The organism is Pseudoclavibacter sp. 8L (assembly GCF_902506465.1).
Lineage (GTDB): Bacteria > Actinomycetota > Actinomycetes > Actinomycetales > Microbacteriaceae > Pseudoclavibacter.
Window position 1 is genome coordinate 649523 of record NZ_LR733185.1, and the last position, 16563, is coordinate 666085.

Sequence of the window (16563 nt, forward strand, 5' to 3'; positions counted from 1 at the left end):
ATCCGTCTCCGACCCGGGCGTTGTGGTGCTCGTGGCGACGTCGGTCATCGGGCTGCCTCCTGGCTCGCGTTGTCGTCGAAGGACGCCTCGTATCGGCGCAGCCACTGCTTCTCTTCCTCGAGCTGCGGATGCGGGTCGCTGTACACGTTCTCGAACATGGAGTCGTTGTCGGGCTCTTCGATCTCGAAGACGCCGCGGCGCACGTCGGCCGCGTAGTCCTTCGCTGCCTCGTCGACGCCGGTGAAGAAGTCCTCGCCCACGTCCTGCGCGCGCAGGTAGGCGCCGAGGCGGGCGATCGGGTCGCGGCGGCGCCACGACTCCTCCTCGTCTCTCGTGCGGTACTTGGTGGGGTCGTCCGTCGTCGTGTGGGCGCCCATCCGGTACGTCTCGGCCTCGATGAAGCCGGGGCCACCCCCGGCGCGCGCCCGCTCGAGGTGCGCGCGTGTCACGGCGAAGCTCGCCATGACGTCGTTGCCGTCGATGTGCGTCGAGGGCATGCCGAAGCCGCCCGCGCGCTTGTAGAGCGGGTTGTTCGCCTGCACCGAGACGGGCACGGAGATGGCCCATTGGTTGTTCTGCAGGAAGAAGACGAGCGGCACCTGATAGCTCGTCGCGAAGATGTAGGCCTCGTTGGTGTCGCCCTGGCTGGTCGCGCCGTCGCCGAAGTACACGACGCTCGCCTCGTCCTTGTCGAGGTCGCCGGTGCCGGTGGCGCCGTCGAACTTCTGGCCGAGCGCGTAGCCCGTCGCGTGGAGGGTCTGCGAGCCGATGACCAGCGTGTAGGGGCGCACGCCGTGGCCTTCCGGCGACCATCCGCTGTGGGTCACGCCGCGCAGCAGGCGCAGCACGTCGACGAGGTCGACGCCGCGCACGAAGGCGACGCCGTGCTCGCGGTAGGAGGGGAAGACAGCATCTTGCGGGCGCATGGCGTAGGCGGAGCCGATCTGGGCGGCCTCCTGCCCCTCGGCCGGGACGTACAGCGACAGCTGTCCTTGGCGCTGCAGCATGGTCGACTCGCGGTCGAATGCCCGCACGTAGCTCATGTCGCGGTAGGCGCGCAGGTAGTCCTCGGTGGTGAGCAGCTCAAGCTGCTCCAGGAAGGGCTCGGCGGCCTTCGTCGGCTTCACCTCTCCCTCTGGAGTGAGGATCTGCACGGTCTCGTCGCCTGGAGTCACGTCGTGTGGCGCCTTCCTGCTGTTCCGATCTCGCAGGCGGTTGCCCGAGATTTCGCCAGTCTAGTTCTCCACCCCATGGCCGTTCAGGAGAAATCCTCCAACAGTTCGGGCCAAGCCTGCACGGCATCGACGACACGAAGCGGGTGAACGCCCCAGCCGCTTCACCGCAGGATTGGGGAGAATGGGGGCATGCGAGCCATTCTGAGCATCCTCATCAACGCCGTGGCCCTCTGGGTCGTGACCCTCATCCTGCAGGCGCATGTCCAGGTCATCCCGTTCGAGGAGTCGACCTGGGGCGTCATCGGCACGCTCGCACTGTTCGGACTGATCTGGGGCGTCGTGAACGCCGTGGTCGGTGGGGTCGTGCGTGTCGTCGCGTTCCCCCTCTACATCCTCACGCTCGGCCTCATCTCGTTCATCGTCAACGGCTTCCTGTTCTGGCTCGTCGGGGTCATCAGCGACAGCATCGGCTTCGGCATCGAGGTCTCCGGTTTCTGGTGGGCGGTGCTCGCAGCGCTCATCATGTCGGTGGTCACCGCGGTGCTCGGCGGCTGGGTGCGCGGTGCCGACTCGAAGCTCAAGAGCGATGAGCGTCGCCGTCGCGAAGCCTGATCGAGGCATTCAGATCTTGATGTCGTCTGGCTTGAGGTTGCTCGTGATGGGCGCGAACTTCTCCTCGATGAGCCGACTCGCCTCGTCGATGGCCTCGCTGGGCTCCGGCAGCGGGTCGAGCCGGTCAACCGTGTAGAGCCTCGACTCGTCGAGCTCGAAGCCGTCGTAGACGTCGAGGAGATCCGTGCGCGCCGCCTCGAGTGAAGGCACCCTGCTCGCGTCGGCGATGCCGGCAGTCTCGAGGTAGCGCGTCTGCGCGTGGGCCGCGAGCGGGTCGTCGTCGAACGGAGTCACCGCATCGGCATCGGCGAGCACGACCGTCGAGTCCTCACCGTCCGGGGCGAGACCCTGCAGGCCGACGATCGGGTCTTCCCGGTGCTGGATCTCGATGATCGGGGCTCGACTTCCCGGCGACCCGCCCTCGCCGCGCCCATCGTCTTGCTGGTGCTGGAGCTGCGCCCTCAGCCGCTCGGCGTCGATGGGACCCCCGATCGAGACGAGGCCCTTCGTGTCGAACTTCCCCAGCCCGGCGATCGACGCCGCGACGAGCGCACCCTGCGAGTAGCCGGCGAACACGACGGCATCGCCCGGCTCGATACCCGCCTCTGCCATCGCCGCGAGGACGGCAGACACCGACTGCGACTCGATCCCCGCATACGCCGCGAGGTTGCCGGCCAGATCGAAGGGGTTCCCCGTCGTGCCGTACGACTGGTTCGAGGTGCCCGTGATCGCGACCTCGTAGAGCTGGGCTCCGGCCGCGTCGACGTAGCTCGTGACGCGGACCTGCGGCCCTCCGTCGACCGAGGGCGGGATCGCGGCGACCAGCGGCTGGAGTCCCGTGGGAGCGGCATCCCGGCCATCGAGCGGAGCACTGGTGCGCCCCACCCGGAAGCGATCGCTGGGGGTCAGCCCGGCCACACCAGCCGCGGCGAGCGCCCACGACACGAGGTTGCTGCCGTCGGCGCCGGGGACCGGCGGGAGACCGAGCATCCCGAGCGCGAAGTCATCGGCGTTCTCGACGGTGACGCGGATGAGCTCCTGCACCCGCGGGTCGCTCAGAGTCGGCGCCTCCCCCGCAAGAGCCGCGAGCGCCGCGATTCCAGCCGCCGGACCGAGCAGCGCGACCGTCAGCGGCAGCGAGCGGCCGAGGAAGTTGGCAGCGCTTGCGCCCGCTGCTTGGACAACGGCCGCAGAGACCGCCTCGGCCCGCTCGTACAGTTCGGCGGCAAGCTGGATGCGCTCGCCGAGTGAGGACAGCTGGGTTTCGAGCGGCGCCCCTCCGAAGAACGCGACCTCGCCCTGTGCCGCTGCTGCGGCGAACGTGAGACCCGAACCGCTCAGCCATGCCGACGGCGGCATCCACTCCTGACCGGCGAGGATCGTGCGGAGCGCTTCGAAGTCGACGGCGAAGAGCCCAGCACGGGCGGCGACGGCGCGGACGTCGCTCGGACCGACGACGACAACCTCGCCGCTCATCGGGCTCCCAGCGCCTCGAGCTCGAGGGTCAATGCCCCATGCGCTCGGCGGTACTCATCCTCGGCGAGCTCGGCAGCGGTCGCGACGAGTCCGATCGCGTCGGCGAGGAGCTCGGCCTCGATGGCAAGGCAGCGCTGGGCTGGCGAGCTCCACGCGTCGGAGACCGCGAGCAGCCTGAGGCCCGTGCAGATGTCGGTGGTGCCCGAGCCGAAGGCGTGCAGGGCGCGAGCGTTGTCGAGGGCGATGAGCTGCAGGGCCCGGATGATCTGCTCCCTCGCGGCATCGACGAACGGCAGCGTCTGGCCGATCGTCGACGGCGTAATGGGAACGAAAGACGTGGTCTCTGGCATTCGCGGTGGTCCTCTCCTGCGTCGATGGCTCCGATCCTGAGGCGGCAGGAGGAGCAGCGACGGATGCACGCCCACGGGTGTGGAGGGACGCGCATCCACAGGCCAGATGCCTGCAGAGTGCGGCTTCGCTCCGACGGGCAGCGAAAGAGCGGGTGAACACGCACGCGAACCGGTGCTGAATGCGTGACAATGGGCGTCATGGCGAAAAACAGCAAGGACGCGGTCTTTCGCATCATCTTCGTCTGCACCGGCAACATCTGCCGCTCCCCGATGGCGGAGGTCATCTTCCGCGACATGGTCGAGCAGATCGGCCTCGGCAGCGCCGTGAGCATCAGCTCGGCGGGAACCGGCGAATGGCACGTGGGCGAGAAGGCGGATCCCCGCACGCAGTCCGCGCTCGAGCGGGCCGGGTTCACGGCCGAGAACCATCGCGCGAAGCAGTTCGAGGTCGACTGGTTCGACACGTTCGACCTCATCATCACCTTCGACCGCGGCCAGCGGCGCATCCTCAAGGCATGGGCCTCCGACGACGAGCAGCGCTCGCTCGTGCAGCCCCTTCTCACCTTCCACCCGGCGCCCCCGGGCGGGATCACGGAAGTCCCAGACCCGTACTATGGCAACGATCAGCTCTTCGACCACGTGCGCGACATGATCACGAGCGCGTGCGAGGAGCTTCTTCGTCAGATCGAGCCGGTCGTCCGGGCTGCGCTGACGGCGCGCGCCGGATCGTCCTCGTCCCAAGGAGCACAATGAGCCCCCTCCCTCCCCAGATGCTGAGCCCCCTCGACTCGCGCTACCGCAAGAGCGTCGAAGGTCTCGGCGAGCACCTCTCCGAGGCCGCGCTGAACCGTGCCCGCGTGCACGTCGAGGTCGAGTGGCTGCTGTTCCTCACCGACCGTGAGATGTTCGGCTCCCACAAGATCGATGCAGACAAGGCCGCAGCTCTGCGTGCCCTCGTCACCGACTTCGGCCAGAAGGACATCGACGAGCTGGCCGAGGTCGAGGCTCGCACCCGTCACGACGTGAAGGCCGTCGAGTACTACGTGCGCGCCCGCCTCGAGGAGCTCGGGCTGAGCGAGCTCGCCGAGCTCACCCACTTCGCCTGCACGAGCGAGGACATCAACAACCTCTCGTACGCGGTCACCATCCGCGACGCCGTCACCGACGTCTGGCTCCCCGCGGCCTCCGGGCTCGCGGACCGCATCGCGGAGCTCGCCGTCGAGCTGCGGGATGTGCCCCTGCTGTCGCTCACGCACGGCCAGCCGGCGACGCCGACCACGCTGGGCAAGGAGCTCGCCGTGTTCACGCACCGGCTCCGCCGCCAGCTGAAGCGCGTCGAGGGAACCTCGTACCTCGGGAAGTTCGCCGGCGCGACGGGCAACTTCGCCGCGCACCAGGCGGCGAGTGCCGACACCGACTGGGAGACGCTCGCCGACGAGTTCGTGAGCGGCCTCGGCCTCACCTGGAACCCGCTGACCACGCAGATCGAGTCGCACGACTGGCAGGCGGAGCTCTACGCCGACGTGTCGCGTTTCAACCGCATCCTGCACAACTTCTGCACCGACGTGTGGACCTACATCTCGCGCGGCGTCTTCCGTCAGATCCCGCAGGCCGGATCGACGGGCTCGTCCACGATGCCGCACAAGATCAACCCGATCCGCTTCGAGAACGCGGAGGCGAACCTCGAGATCTCGAGCGCTCTCCTTGACTCGCTGGGCTCGACGCTCGTCACCTCGCGCCTGCAGCGCGACCTCACCGACTCGAGCGCGCAGCGCAACATCGGTGTCGCGTTCGGCCACTCGCTGCTCGCGCTCGACAACGTGACGCGTGGACTCCGCGAGATCGCCGTCGACGAGGAGCTGCTGGCGAACGAGCTCGACGGCAACTGGGAGGTGCTCGGCGAGGCGATCCAGACCGTCATCCGGGCCGAGATCGTCGCGGGTCGTTCATCCATCGCCGACCCGTACGCCGTGTTGAAGGACCTGACGCGCGGCCGCCGCATCGGCAAGGCCGATCTCGTGGAGTTCGTGACGGGCCTCGACATCGGCCAGGAGGCGAAGGATTCGCTCCTCGCCCTCACGCCCGGCAGCTACACGGGCGCCTCGTCGCGCCTCGTCGACCACCTGAGCTGAGCGGGCGGGCAGAACGCCCGCTGGTTCTCCAGCTACTTGCCGGTGGGGGCCTCGTTCGACGTCGTCTCGTCGAGCGGGGCCTCTTCTGCATCTGCGGGGAGCGCGGATGCGGGTTCCTCGGTCGCCGCTGCCTGCTCAGGTGCGTCGATGCGCTCTGAGGGCTCCGTTCCAGCTGCAGCCTCGTCGACGACGGGTGTCGTCTCGTCTGCGGCCGCCGCCTGCGTGGCCGCGCGGCTCTGCTCGCCTTCGTCGCTGCGGGAGACGCCCTGCTCTGCATTCTCGAAGCGGTCGAGGTAGATCTCGTTCTCGGGGTTCGGCGAGTAGGAGAGCACGAGCATCGCGAGCACGAGGATCGAGACGATGAAGGCGACACCGGCGAAGATGATGCCGAGCAGGAAGTCCTGTGTCGTGAGCAGCAGGATGAGGAGCACGAAGCCCGCCATCACGGCGGAGATGCCGAGCAGCTCGAAGGGCTTCATGAGCGCGCGGCGCTTGGGTTGTGTCACTGGGGAATCAGGCTTTCTTGGTGAGTTCTGGCTTGGCGGCTGGTGCATCCGCGAGGATGCCGCGGAGGGTGATCCCCTCGATGACCAGCAGCACGCCGAGCACTGCGAGGTAGGCGCCGACGTAGCCGACGGTCTGCACGGATGCGGTGAGGGTGCCCTCGACCTGCTCGATTCCGCCGTAGTCGACGCGGAGGTCTGGCGGGATGATCGCGACGAGGAGTCCGAGGAGCACGGTGACGGCGCCGGTGATGAGCACCTCGCGCGAGAAGAACTTGGTGGCGCGTCCGACGCGGGCGCTGATGAGTTCGAGCGCTCCCGTGACGAGGGCCCAGGTGGCGACGGTCGCGATGAAGGCGGCGGCGGTCGCGTGCTCGGTCTCTGCGGTGCCCATGAAGAGGGCGAAGCCTCCGGCGAGCGCCGAGACGACGGTACGCGCGAACGTGAGCGCGCGCGCCGGGTGGTCCTTGAAGCCGACGGCTTCGAAGCCGATGAGCACGCCGGATGCGAGGGCGAATGCTCCGAACGTGATGAACCCGAACGCCGCAGAGTGATCCTGCGAGAAGGTGATGACGGCGGCGATGATGAGCGCGGGCACGGCGCGGGCGATCATCGACATCCACAGGCGTTCCGGGACTGCTGTAGGCCCCACTTGCATCGTCATCGTTCGCTCCTCACGATCTGCCGCCAGTCTACCCAGTCGGTACCGCACGGCTCCCCGGCGCGGGACGACGTCACCGTGTTGCAACCTGGCAGCCGCCAGGGCCACGTCATCTGCGCTCCGCTGCGACCTCGCTCAGCGGACGTCGACGAGTCCGCCGCGGATGCCCCAGAGCACGACCTGCAGGCGGTCCCTTGACGCGGTCTTCTGGAGGAGCCCCGCGAGGTGGTACTTCACCGTGGTGGGTTCGACGAACAGTTCACCGGCGATCTCCGCGTTGGACAGGCCGCGCGCGAGGAGCCGGAGCACGTCGAGCTCCCGCTCCGTCAGCGCGACCTCCGTCGGCGGGGCGGGCTGGGACGCGGGCCGCCGCCGTTCGGCGAATTCGTGGAGGATGCGCCGGGTGAGGCGCTGGTCGAGCGTCCCGTGCCCCGCGGCGACCGAGCGGACCGCGGCGAGCAGCGTCCCCTCATCCGCGCCCTTGAGGAGGAACCCGGCAGCCCCGGCCTCGAGCGCCGCGAACACATCAGCGTCGACGTCGAAGGTCGTGAGGATGAGCACCGCAGCGCCGAGCGAGGGTTCTGCAGCGATCATCCGCGTCGCAGCGATGCCGTCGGTTCCGGGCATGCGGATGTCCATGCAGACCACGTCGGGGCTCAGCTCGCGCGCGAGCCGAGCCGCTTCTGCACCGTCGGCGGCTTCGCCGACGACGTCGAAGTCGGGCTCCGCGCCGAGGATCACCGACAGCCCGGCGCGGACGACCGCCTGGTCGTCGGCGATGAGGATCCGGATCATGAGTTCTCCCCGTCTCGGTTCGCGCTTTGGCCCGCGCCGCGGATCGTGAGCGCATTCCGCCACCCGCCGGCGCTCGTCGGCCCTGCGCTCAGGGCAGCGCCCACGAGCTCGGCTCGTTCGGCCATGCCGGAGAGTCCGTACCCCCGCTGCGCGGGCGCGGGCGGCCCGACCGCATCCGGTACGCGCCCGGTTGGCGCGTTCGCGACGACGATCTCCACCCCGCCGTCATCGAATCGCACGCTGACCTCGCTCCGCGCACCCCGGGCGTGACGTGCCGCGTTCGACAGTGACTCCTGCACCATGCGGTACGCGGTGGCCTCCGTCAGCGGGCCAAGTGGCCGAGACGCACCGGTGACACAGAAGTCGACAGCCTGGCCCCGCTCCCGCGCGGCATCGACGAGCGTCGCGATCCCCTCCAGGTTCGGGGTGGGACTCGGGCGATCAGGGCCGCCTGTGCGCTCATCGTCGTCGCTTCGCAGCAGACCGACGGTCCGCCGGAGATCGACGAGCGTCGTGCGTGCGTCGTCCTGGATGCCCTGCATCATGGCCCTCGCCCGGTCGGGGTCCGAGCGGGTCAGGGTGGTTGCCGCTTGCGCGCTGACGATGATGCCCGACAGGTGGTGGCCGGCGATGTCGTGGAGTTCCCGTGCGAGCGCGGTGCGCTCCGCCCTGAGTTCACCGCGCGCCCGCTCCACCTGTCGCTGCTCGGCCATGCGCGCCTGCTCGCGGAGCGCATCCGTCAACCGCTCCCGCCCGAGCACGTAATCGGCGATACCCGCGGGAAGGACGTAGAGGAGCAGGATGCGCAGGAGGAGCGTTGCGGTGAGGATGAGCGGCGCCTCGCGTGACCCGAGCAGCATCGCGACGCCACCGACCGTGGTCGTCGCGGCTGCCCCCACGCCGAGCGCGATGAGTGCCGTCCTGCGGGGCAGCTGCCGAACGACCCGGTATGAGGCGATGCCCACCGCGAGTGCGCCGATGCCGAGCTCCCCGGCCGTCGTGCCGAGGATCGCGAGATCGATGCCGACGATCGCCCCGAACACGGGCAGCGGGCGGAAGCGGCTCGGCCACAGCAGCAGCGCTTGGACGGCGAGGAGCGCTGCCAGAGGAAGCGGGGACCCGGTGCCGGGGACCGACGCGAAGATCGCGCGATCCCAGGTACCGATCGCGAGGAATCCGAAGGCACCCGCCAGCACGAGGAGACTGGGCGTCGCAGACCAGAGGGCGCCGATCACGGCCGAGTTCCGCGGCGATGAGCGCATGACCCGATTCAACCACGCCGCGTGGTGGCCACGGACGAGGCCACCACCCAACGGTGAACGCGTCATTCGCTACCGCCCGCAGAGCATCTCGTCGAGGGCGTCAGTGATCATCCGGTACTGCGCGAGAAGCTGCTCGTTGTCGACGGGCGACACGACCGCCCAGGGCAGCGCGGTGACGGCGATCGTCACGGCAGTACCGTCCGGGCCGACGGCGTTGCGGGTCTGGGTTCCGGGGATGTCTCCCCCGTGCCCCCAGGCGACTCCGCCGCAGGACAGCGGGTAGCTCTGCATGCCCAAGCCGTACGCGGCGCCAGGGGTCAGTTCGTTGCTGGCGGAAACCGTCGTCTGCATCTCCGCGAGCGCCGCCGCGCTCATGAGCTGGCCGTCGAGGAGGGCGCGCATGAACGTGTTGAGCTCGGACGGCGTCGACACGAGCGCGCCGGCGGCCCAGCCGAACGCGGGGTCCAGGTCGGAGATGTCGCGAAGGTCGCCGGCCGTCTCGGCGTGGTAGCCGCGGGGGTGCTGGCCGCGCAGCTGCCGTTCCCCCGGCGCGGGCAGATAGGTGTGCTCAAGGCCGAGCGGCGCGGCGATGCGGTCGTCGATCTGGGTGGCGAGGGCCCGTTCCGTGACCGCCTCGATCATGAGCCCGAGCACGAGGTAGTTCGTGTTGCTGTACGCCCACCGCTCCCCGGGGGCGAACGCCGCGGGCCTCTCCAAGGCGACGTCGAGCATGGCCCTGGGCGAGATGTACGTCTGCTGCGCGCCGAACGCGTCCGCCGCGATCTTGTCGGCGTACTCGGGCAGGCCTGCGGTGTGCTGGAGGAGCTGGCGCACGGAGATCTTCGTGCCGTCGACCCCATCCCCGGTGATGAGGCCGGGCAGGTACGTGTCGATCGGCTCGTCGAGGGCAACCTGGTCCTCATCGGCGAGCTGGAGGACGATCGTCGAGACGAACATCTTCGTGTTGCTGCCGATGCGCACCTCCCCGTCCACGGGCGGTGTGTCTCCCGTGGCGATGTCCCCCTGTCCGAGGGCGAGGTTCGAGGTCCTGCCCTCGCTGTCGGTGACGGATGCCAGCACGCCGGGGTATCCCGCGTCGACGAGCGCCTGCATGGTCGCCGCATGGGGGTTTGGGCTGGCATCGGCGTTGGCGGCGTTCGACCACGCACCGACGCCGATCGCGCCGGCAGCGAGCACGCCCGCCGCGGCCATGACTGCGGTCACCTTCTTCGGTTTGCCATTCCCGGCCTGGGCTGACGGATCAGTGGGGTGTGCGTCTGCGGTTCGTTGCGTTTCCATGTATCCAGCGTGACGAAACGCATCGCGTCGCACCCCATCCTTGCGAACAGTCGAGCCTGCCCACGCGGCTAGTCAGCGACCTTCGGGGTCGCGAGCAGCGCGACCGTCAGGTCGAGGACAGATCAGGTGCCGGGACCGGAGCTGCATAACCGCTTGCCGCCAGAATCTCGTCGACGAAGCCCTGGGCGGTGGTCGCCACGATCTGGAAGTGGTCGCGCTCCGCGGTGGTGCTCTCCGGGCGCTCGACCTTGTCGAGGGCAGCGTCGGCGTACTCCTGAAGTGCGGTGATGAGGACGGAGTGGCGATCTTCGTCGGTCAGGTCGAGAGTCACGAGATGCGGGGTCTGCTCAGTCATCACGGCAGTGTCTCACCCTCTCCCGACACCAATATGTACCCGTCGACACCCCGCGACGCTCGGTGGCGGCACACCTCCGCCGCTCATCGAGTGGAGAAGGCCTCGAGCGGGCGAGCCCATCGCTGCCCGACGACGTCCCGTTCGAATCGCGGGTCGAGCTCCTGAGAGAGCAGGGAGAAGCCGGCGCTCTGGAGGAAGCCAGCCGCTGCAGTGAACTCACGGGCGCTCCAGACCTCGACACGTGACGCGTTTCGTCTCCGGGCGAAGTCGATACCAGTGTCGACGAGCGCCCGGCCGATGCCGCGGCGCCGCGCGTCGGGTGTGACGATCAGCAGCCGCAAGAGCGCGGCTTCGCCGTCCTCCCCTGCCATGCAGAAGATGCTTCCCACGCGTCTTCCGTCGAGCTCGGCGATCCACGCCCCTTCACGCTCGCGTTCCTCGCCGTCGGCATAGCCCTCGATGGCGTGCGCGACAAGACGTTCGTAGGTACGGCCATCCTCGAAGGAATCCGAGAAGACCTTGTGGGCGAGCAGTACCCAGGCGAGGTCCCCGGGCTGGTCGAGCTGGCGGATCGAGTGCTGCGGAGCGGACGGTGCTTCAGGGGAGGTCATGACAGCTTCCTTCGAGCGCGAAGAAGTGGACGGACTCCGGTCAGTGCGTACATTTCCACGTTAGCGCCGACGATGCCAGGAACGAAGTGTTCAGCCGTGCAGACCGGGCCCGTCGTCGACGTCGTGACCGAAGAAGTACTTGACTCCGGCGCGCCACGGAAGGGCGAGGAGCCGATCGGCGTACGCGGCGAACGCCGCGACGTCATCTGGCCCGATCGTGGGGCCGATGGTGGGGTGTTCGAGGCCCGTCCAGGTGGCGAGAAGCTCAGCGTCCGGTCGGATGAGCACTGGGCCCCCGGCTGCCGCTCGGTCGACGCCTTCCAGGAGCTCATCGATGACGTGCTGCGGGGTGAATGCTGCCCCTCGGAAGACGTAGCTCGCGGCGACGTCGGCCAACGCCGTTGCCATCTCCCGTTCCCACGCGTCGACGGTCGAGTCCTCGTCGTAGAGATCGAACTCGACACCGGACAGGTCGAACCCGCTGTCGGTGGCGAGCTCGAAGGTGATGTCGCGGATCTCGTCGAAGACGCGTGCGAGCTCGACGTAGCGGACCGTGGCTGCGCGGGCCAGGAGGCTCCGGCCGGAACCGGCGAGGCGGAGGTAGATGGAACCGTCGTCGTGATCGGGCAAGACGAACAGGCGGTCGTCCGTTGCCTCGCGTTCTGTTGCGGTGGCGATGAGCAGGTCGAGGAGCTGGAGCTTCTCCTCGCGCTCGAGCGAAGAGGTGTCGCCGCTGTAGGTGTCGAGCAGTTCAGCACGGACCGTGAAGTCGCCGAGTTGCGCGAGACCAACACCGAGCGCAATCTTCGTCGCTGGGGACGTCGCATCGGCCCAGTCACGGAGCAGCGCGTCGAGCTGAGCGGCGTCTGGGGCAGGTCCGAACATGCGATCAGGCTAATGGGGACGCGTCTGAGCACTGCGGTGGGCGCACAACCCTCATGACGCGCTCGGGGTCACTCGGCATCTGCCAGCTTCGAGACCGACCGAACCGTCGCGGCCAGGATCGTCTGCCGCGCACGTCCCTGCGGGAGACGAGGCGCGCACTGCCAGATGGTCAACCAGGCATGGGTGGTGGCTTCTTGCGCTCGATCTTCTCGATTGAGGAGTCTGAGCGCCAGCGCGAACATCGTCGGGCTCAGGGCATCGTAGAGACGAGACAGCGCTGCACGGTCTCCGGATCCCACGAGCACGAGGTCGGCATTCAGCGTGTCGTCTCCTGGCTCCGATGCCCCGTCGGCACGTGGCTGTTCTGTGACGACCGTGCTCATCGCGCGCCACCTCGCATCGGGCCACGGCTCAACGTGCACCGACCTGAGTGCGTCATGGTGACCCTCTCTCCGTGAGGGGGTCGGAGCTGGCCGCTCTCCCTCGAGCCCTGCAAATATTTATCTAGTTAACCTAGCTAAATGAGAGGCGGGGTGCCCGCGAGTTTGCTGAGACCGTGACGTGCCACCGGTCGCGAGGAGCCGCAGTTCAACCCCTGGTTGGCATCCGCCACCACCCCCTCGTCCGTAGCGTCGTGAGCACGAGACAACCGCTATGACGAGGAGCGCGACGAGATGACGATCGAAGTTGAGGCCCTGACCAAGACCTACAAGGGAAAGCACGCGGTGCGGGATGTGAGCTTCACCGTCCAGCCGGGCAAGGTCACCGGGTTCCTTGGGCCGAATGGAGCAGGAAAGTCGACGACGATGCGCTCGATCGTCGGCCTCGACCACCCCACCTCCGGGCGTGCACGCATCGACGGCACCGAGTACCGGGCCTTCGCGGCACCGCTGCGCGAGGTCGGCGCCCTGCTCGACGCGAAGGCGGCGCACAAGTCCCGCACGGCACTGAACTACCTCACCTCGATCGCAGCGACGCACCGGATTCCGCGCTCGCGCGTCGACGAGGTCCTCGAGGCAACCGGCCTCAGCGCAGTCGCTCGCAAGAAGGTCGGTGGATTCTCCCTCGGCATGGGTCAGCGCCTCGGCATCGCCGCGGCGCTGCTGGGCGACCCAGGCACGCTCATCCTCGACGAGCCGGTCAACGGCCTGGACCCCGAGGGCGTGACCTGGGTCCGCGAGCTCCTGGCTCGGCTGGCGGCCGAGGGGAGAACGGTCTTCCTCTCATCGCACCTGCTGAGCGAGCTGGCCCTCATCGCGGACCACGTCATCATCATCGGCCGCGGCGAGATCATCGCGGACTCACCGCTCAGCGCACTTACCGAGCAGAAGGGCCTCCGCGTCCGCGTGCGCACCTCGGATGCGCTCACGCTCACTCGCCGAATGACGAGCACGGGGGTGAGGATCGTCTCGAGCGAGCCCGAGCTGCTGGAGGTGGAGGGCCTCACCACCGAGCAGATCGCCCGCGCCGCCCACGAGACGGGGGTGCTCATCACCGAGTTGACGCCCCTACGGCAAACCCTCGAAGAGGCCTACAACCACCTCACCCGCGACTCCGTCGAGTACGCCTCGTCCTGATCTCGCTTGCTCCACGAAAGGACCATTCTCATGGGCACCACCACCACCGCCGCCACTCCTTCCCGCATCGTGCGCCAGTTCCCCGTCCGGAACGTCAGCCTGCGTGGCGCAGTCCGCTCCGAATGGATCAAGTTCCGCGGACTGGCCTCGAACAACGTGCTTGCCGGGTTCACGTTCCTCCTCCTGGTCGCCAACGGAATCGCGATGCCATGGGCGTACGTCTTCCGCGACCGCGGCTCCGCCCAGGCGAACTACGACGCGTACCCCGAGATGATCGTCGACAAGACCGGCTACGTCGGCATCGTGCTCGCCGTGCTCGCGGTACTGATGGTCACGAACGAGTATCGCTCCGGGCAGATCAGTACCACGCTGCTCTCGGTTCCGCGCCGAACGCCGGCACTGCTCGCGAAGGCGGCGATCATCGTGAGCATCGCCTTCGTCATCGGAGTCGTCAGCTCGGCGATCGGGTTCGCGGTCGCACCGCCCATCCTCGCCGGCGGTGGGTACAGCTACGTCCTCGAGACACCCGACCTGCTCCGGCTGGTCGTCGGCTCGGGCTTCTACCTCGCTGCCATCAGCGTCATCGGCATCGCGCTCGGCGCGATCATCCGCAACGTCATCGCCGCGGTACTCGCGACGATCGTGTTCCTCATCATCGTGCCCGTGATCCCGCAGATGTTCTCCGAGTACGGCACTGAGATCATGCGCTTCTTCCCGATCCCAGCTGGCTCGCTGCTCCTGGCGCCCGCCGGCACTGACCCAATGGGACCGTGGGGCGGCTCCGCCGTCCTGCTGCTCTGGACGCTGGCGCTGTTCGTGAGCGCAGCGGTCGTGCTCAAGCGCCGCGACGCCTGAGCACGCTCATGGTCGGGCTGGCAGCGAGAATGGGAGCACAGCTCGGGATGGAGGTCGGGGTATGAGTGCTCGCTCATCACCGCCAGGGGTGGATGCCGCGGAGGTCGACCGCGTCCTCAGCACACGGCTCCTGCTCTGGTTCGGCGCTCACCCCAGGACGGTCGACGGGGTCGTCGCCCTGCTGTGCCTGGGAGCCCAGATGCTCGTCCTCGTGCTCCCAGGTGCACAGGAGCCTTGGCCGGGCCTGCTCCTCGTGCCACTCTCCTGCGGCCTCCTCCTGTGGCGGCGACAATTTCCCCGCACCATCCTCGTGGCAGTCGCCTCGGTGAGCACGACGGGCTTGCTCCTCCCCACCCCGGTCGCGCTCCTCGGACTGCCCGCGGCAGTCGCGCTGTACACCCTGGCCTCGTTGGCTCCCGTCGCGACCGCGCTCCTGGGGTACGCAGTCATCGTGGGATTGCCCGCAGCAGGCATGCTCCTCATGTTCCTGGCGACGGGCGTCCCCCGTGCACCGTCACTCCTCGACCCCCTGGCGCTGATCGCTCTGGCTCTGGGTATCGCCGTCCGCAGCGCAGCGCGGCGCCGAGAGGCGCTCACGGAGTTGGTGAACCAACGGCTCAGTACGGCGCGGGTCGTGGAGCGGCAGCGCATCTCGGCAGAGATGCACGACATCGTCGCCCACTCGCTCTCGACGATGATCGCCCTCGGTGACGGCGCATCGAAAGGGTGGGAATCGCACCCAGAGCGGTCCGCCCTCGCGCTCGGCAGACTCGGCGACGTCGGGCGAAGCGCCCTGGCTGACATGAACAGGGTCCTGCACGTGCTTCGCGAGGAAGACCCGGTCTTGGACGAGAGCCTCCATCGTTCGGGACACAACGTCCCAGAGCTGGAAGAGGTGGTCGAGGTCTTTCGCGGCACCGGCATGCCCGTCACCCTCATCCGCTCCGGCGCGACGATGCCCGAGAATCCGGCACTCTCGACGACGGTGTACCGGATCGTCCAGGAGTCGCTCACCAACGTGCTTCGATACGCGGAAGCAGCCACACGAGTGGAGGTCAGCATCGCCGTCGCAGATGGCACGGTCACGGTGCAGGTCACCGACGACGGTCGCGCCGGCCCGCACGCGGGCCAGGCCCGGAGCCAGGGGGCCGGCCGGGGTCTGCTCGGTATCGCCGAGCGCGCTGCGACGTATGGCGGAATGAGCACAGCTGGCCCGCGCCCGGGCGGGGGCTGGATGACAAGAACCACCCTGTTGGCCGACGGGGCAGCCAGAACATGACCGTGCCCGGTTCACCGAAGATCAGAGTCCTGCTGGTCGACGACCAGGAACTCGTTCGGATGGGCACCGCGCTGACCCTGGACACTGCCGACGACATCGAGGTCGTCGGAGACGCAGGCACGGGTGAGGAAGCGATCGGCCGCACCAGGGAGCTGAAGCCCGACGTCGTGATCATGGATGTGCGGATGCCAGGCATAGGGGGCATCGAGGCAACCAGGATCATCACGACCGCGCACCCCACCACGAAGGTGCTTGTGCTCACCACCTTCGATATCGACGAATACGCCTTCGGTGGCCTGGACGCGGGAGCAAGCGCCTTCCTCCTCAAGAGCACCCCGCCGGATCGGCTCCGTGAGGCGGTCAGGACAGTCCATTCTGGCGAGGCCGTGGTCGAACCCAGAATCACGAGACAATTGATCGATCACTACGCCTCTGGCCGGTCGCCGCTTGGACGATCACGGGGTTCCGAGAACACCGACGCGCTCAGCCAGCTCAGCCCGCGCGAGCGTGACGTGTTCGGGTGCATGGTCGCCGGACTCTCCAACAGCGAGATCGGTGAGACGCTCCACCTCTCTCCCGCCACGGTGAAATCTCACGTGAACCGCATCTTCGCCAAGCTGCACCTGCGCGACAGGGTTCACGCGGTGATCCTGGGGCACGAGCTCCGCGGGCGGTAGCGGGGCGGCAGCGATCGTGGCGTTGCGGCACGGGGGTGGAGTGAAGTCAGGTGCCTCGT

Annotated in this window: 19 protein-coding genes; 7 read left to right on the forward strand and 12 right to left on the reverse strand. The window is 68.3% G+C overall.

The window, feature by feature from the left end; genetic code table 11:
- Positions 1 to 44: 44 nt before the first annotated feature.
- A complete protein-coding gene (locus GV007_RS03100; RefSeq protein ID WP_160070949.1) occupies positions 45 to 1175 on the reverse strand; it encodes a thiamine pyrophosphate-dependent dehydrogenase E1 component subunit alpha in 1131 nt (376 codons plus the stop codon).
- Positions 1176 to 1364: 189 nt separating this feature from the next.
- On the opposite strand from GV007_RS03100, the gene GV007_RS03105 reads away from it, so the two are divergent.
- Positions 1365 to 1787 (forward strand): phage holin family protein, encoded by a 423-nt coding sequence (locus GV007_RS03105; RefSeq protein ID WP_104243893.1) that lies wholly within the window; start codon positions 1365 to 1367, stop codon positions 1785 to 1787.
- A gap of 9 nt (positions 1788 to 1796) precedes the next feature.
- On the opposite strand, the gene GV007_RS03110 is transcribed toward GV007_RS03105, so the two are convergent.
- Both GV007_RS03110 and GV007_RS03115 read right to left on the reverse strand, forming a co-directional pair.
- Positions 1797 to 3263, reverse strand: a complete 1467-nt coding sequence (locus GV007_RS03110; protein ID WP_160070950.1) for a hypothetical protein — start codon at positions 3261 to 3263, stop codon at positions 1797 to 1799.
- Positions 3260 to 3613, reverse strand: a complete 354-nt coding sequence (locus GV007_RS03115) for a hypothetical protein (protein ID WP_160070951.1) — start codon at positions 3611 to 3613, stop codon at positions 3260 to 3262. Before GV007_RS03115 ends, GV007_RS03110 begins: the two co-directional genes overlap by 4 nt.
- Before the next feature lie 198 nt (positions 3614 to 3811).
- Here GV007_RS03115 and GV007_RS03120 point away from each other — a divergent pair, with 198 nt between their 5' ends.
- Both GV007_RS03120 and purB read left to right on the forward strand, forming a co-directional pair.
- On the forward strand, positions 3812 to 4366 hold the full coding sequence (locus GV007_RS03120; RefSeq protein ID WP_308471370.1) for a low molecular weight protein-tyrosine-phosphatase: 555 nt from the start codon (positions 3812 to 3814) through the stop codon (positions 4364 to 4366).
- A complete protein-coding gene (gene purB, locus GV007_RS03125) occupies positions 4363 to 5745 on the forward strand; it encodes an adenylosuccinate lyase (protein ID WP_160070952.1) in 1383 nt (460 codons plus the stop codon). Before GV007_RS03120 ends, purB begins: the two co-directional genes overlap by 4 nt.
- A 32-nt stretch (positions 5746 to 5777) precedes the next feature.
- On the opposite strand, the gene GV007_RS19010 is transcribed toward purB, so the two are convergent.
- The 9 genes from GV007_RS19010 to GV007_RS03170 all read right to left on the reverse strand — a co-directional run bounded on the left by GV007_RS19010 (position 5778) and on the right by GV007_RS03170 (position 12499).
- The gene (locus GV007_RS19010; protein ID WP_201297550.1) at positions 5778 to 6251 is read right to left on the reverse strand and encodes a hypothetical protein; all 474 of its coding nucleotides are present in this window, start codon (positions 6249 to 6251) and stop codon (positions 5778 to 5780) included.
- Positions 6252 to 6258: 7 nt separating this feature from the next.
- Entirely contained in the window at positions 6259 to 6912 is a 654-nt protein-coding gene (locus tag GV007_RS03135) for a hypothetical protein (protein ID WP_160070953.1), read from the reverse strand.
- Between the two features lie 132 nt (positions 6913 to 7044).
- A complete protein-coding gene (locus GV007_RS03140; protein WP_160070954.1) occupies positions 7045 to 7704 on the reverse strand; it encodes a response regulator in 660 nt (219 codons plus the stop codon).
- A complete protein-coding gene (locus tag GV007_RS03145) occupies positions 7701 to 8966 on the reverse strand; it encodes a sensor histidine kinase (RefSeq protein ID WP_160070955.1) in 1266 nt (421 codons plus the stop codon). Before GV007_RS03145 ends, GV007_RS03140 begins: the two co-directional genes overlap by 4 nt.
- 69 nt (positions 8967 to 9035) lie before the next feature.
- Positions 9036 to 10265, reverse strand: coding sequence for a serine hydrolase domain-containing protein (locus tag GV007_RS03150; protein ID WP_160070956.1), 1230 nt, complete (start codon positions 10263 to 10265; stop codon positions 9036 to 9038).
- Positions 10266 to 10371: 106 nt separating this feature from the next.
- The gene (locus GV007_RS03155; RefSeq protein WP_160070957.1) at positions 10372 to 10620 is read right to left on the reverse strand and encodes a hypothetical protein; all 249 of its coding nucleotides are present in this window, start codon (positions 10618 to 10620) and stop codon (positions 10372 to 10374) included.
- 83 nt (positions 10621 to 10703) lie between these two features.
- Entirely contained in the window at positions 10704 to 11231 is a 528-nt protein-coding gene (locus GV007_RS03160; RefSeq protein WP_160070958.1) for a GNAT family N-acetyltransferase, read from the reverse strand.
- Positions 11232 to 11321: 90 nt separating this feature from the next.
- A complete protein-coding gene (locus GV007_RS03165) occupies positions 11322 to 12116 on the reverse strand; it encodes a hypothetical protein (RefSeq protein ID WP_160070959.1) in 795 nt (264 codons plus the stop codon).
- A 68-nt stretch (positions 12117 to 12184) separates the two neighbouring features.
- Positions 12185 to 12499 carry a hypothetical protein gene (locus GV007_RS03170; RefSeq protein ID WP_160070960.1) on the reverse strand — a complete coding sequence of 105 codons (315 nt, stop codon included), beginning with the start codon at positions 12497 to 12499 and terminating at the stop codon, positions 12185 to 12187.
- Between the two features lie 291 nt (positions 12500 to 12790).
- Between GV007_RS03170 and GV007_RS03175 the strand changes: the two genes are divergently transcribed.
- The 4 genes from GV007_RS03175 (at position 12791) to GV007_RS03190 (ending at position 16504) form a co-directional block, all read left to right on the forward strand.
- Positions 12791 to 13693, forward strand: coding sequence for an ATP-binding cassette domain-containing protein (locus GV007_RS03175; protein ID WP_160070961.1), 903 nt, complete (start codon positions 12791 to 12793; stop codon positions 13691 to 13693).
- Between the two features lie 30 nt (positions 13694 to 13723).
- On the forward strand, positions 13724 to 14548 hold the full coding sequence (locus tag GV007_RS03180; protein WP_160070962.1) for an ABC transporter permease: 825 nt from the start codon (positions 13724 to 13726) through the stop codon (positions 14546 to 14548).
- Positions 14549 to 14609: 61 nt separating this feature from the next.
- Complete coding sequence (locus GV007_RS03185; RefSeq protein WP_160070963.1) at positions 14610 to 15827, forward strand: sensor histidine kinase; 1218 nt, start codon at positions 14610 to 14612, stop codon at positions 15825 to 15827.
- Positions 15824 to 16504, forward strand: a complete 681-nt coding sequence (locus GV007_RS03190) for a response regulator transcription factor (protein ID WP_160070964.1) — start codon at positions 15824 to 15826, stop codon at positions 16502 to 16504. Before GV007_RS03185 ends, GV007_RS03190 begins: the two co-directional genes overlap by 4 nt.
- Positions 16505 to 16563: the final 59 nt, after the last annotated feature.

Bases quoted from the DNA above. Each gene is read 5' to 3' on its own strand.
- GV007_RS03115 (WP_160070951.1), bottom strand. From the start codon at position 3,613: ATGCCAGAGACCACGTCTTTCGTTCCCATTACGCCGTCGACGATCGGC.
- GV007_RS03105 (WP_104243893.1), top strand. From the start codon at position 1,365: ATGCGAGCCATTCTGAGCATCCTCATCAACGCCGTGGCCCTCTGGGTC.
- GV007_RS03140 (WP_160070954.1), bottom strand. From the start codon at position 7,704: ATGATCCGGATCCTCATCGCCGACGACCAGGCGGTCGTCCGCGCCGGG.
- GV007_RS03155 (WP_160070957.1), bottom strand. From the start codon at position 10,620: ATGACTGAGCAGACCCCGCATCTCGTGACTCTCGACCTGACCGACGAA.
- GV007_RS03170 (WP_160070960.1), bottom strand. From the start codon at position 12,499: ATGAGCACGGTCGTCACAGAACAGCCACGTGCCGACGGGGCATCGGAG.
- GV007_RS03175 (WP_160070961.1), top strand. From the start codon at position 12,791: ATGACGATCGAAGTTGAGGCCCTGACCAAGACCTACAAGGGAAAGCAC.
- GV007_RS03160 (WP_160070958.1), bottom strand. From the start codon at position 11,231: ATGACCTCCCCTGAAGCACCGTCCGCTCCGCAGCACTCGATCCGCCAG.
- GV007_RS03185 (WP_160070963.1), top strand. From the start codon at position 14,610: ATGAGTGCTCGCTCATCACCGCCAGGGGTGGATGCCGCGGAGGTCGAC.
- GV007_RS03145 (WP_160070955.1), bottom strand. From the start codon at position 8,966: ATGCGCTCATCGCCGCGGAACTCGGCCGTGATCGGCGCCCTCTGGTCT.
- GV007_RS03190 (WP_160070964.1), top strand. From the start codon at position 15,824: ATGACCGTGCCCGGTTCACCGAAGATCAGAGTCCTGCTGGTCGACGAC.
- GV007_RS03150 (WP_160070956.1), bottom strand. From the start codon at position 10,265: ATGGAAACGCAACGAACCGCAGACGCACACCCCACTGATCCGTCAGCC.
- GV007_RS03165 (WP_160070959.1), bottom strand. From the start codon at position 12,116: ATGTTCGGACCTGCCCCAGACGCCGCTCAGCTCGACGCGCTGCTCCGT.
- GV007_RS03120 (WP_308471370.1), top strand. From the start codon at position 3,812: ATGGCGAAAAACAGCAAGGACGCGGTCTTTCGCATCATCTTCGTCTGC.
- GV007_RS03180 (WP_160070962.1), top strand. From the start codon at position 13,724: ATGGGCACCACCACCACCGCCGCCACTCCTTCCCGCATCGTGCGCCAG.
- GV007_RS03135 (WP_160070953.1), bottom strand. From the start codon at position 6,912: ATGACGATGCAAGTGGGGCCTACAGCAGTCCCGGAACGCCTGTGGATG.
- purB (WP_160070952.1), top strand. From the start codon at position 4,363: ATGAGCCCCCTCCCTCCCCAGATGCTGAGCCCCCTCGACTCGCGCTAC.
- GV007_RS03110 (WP_160070950.1), bottom strand. From the start codon at position 3,263: ATGAGCGGCGAGGTTGTCGTCGTCGGTCCGAGCGACGTCCGCGCCGTC.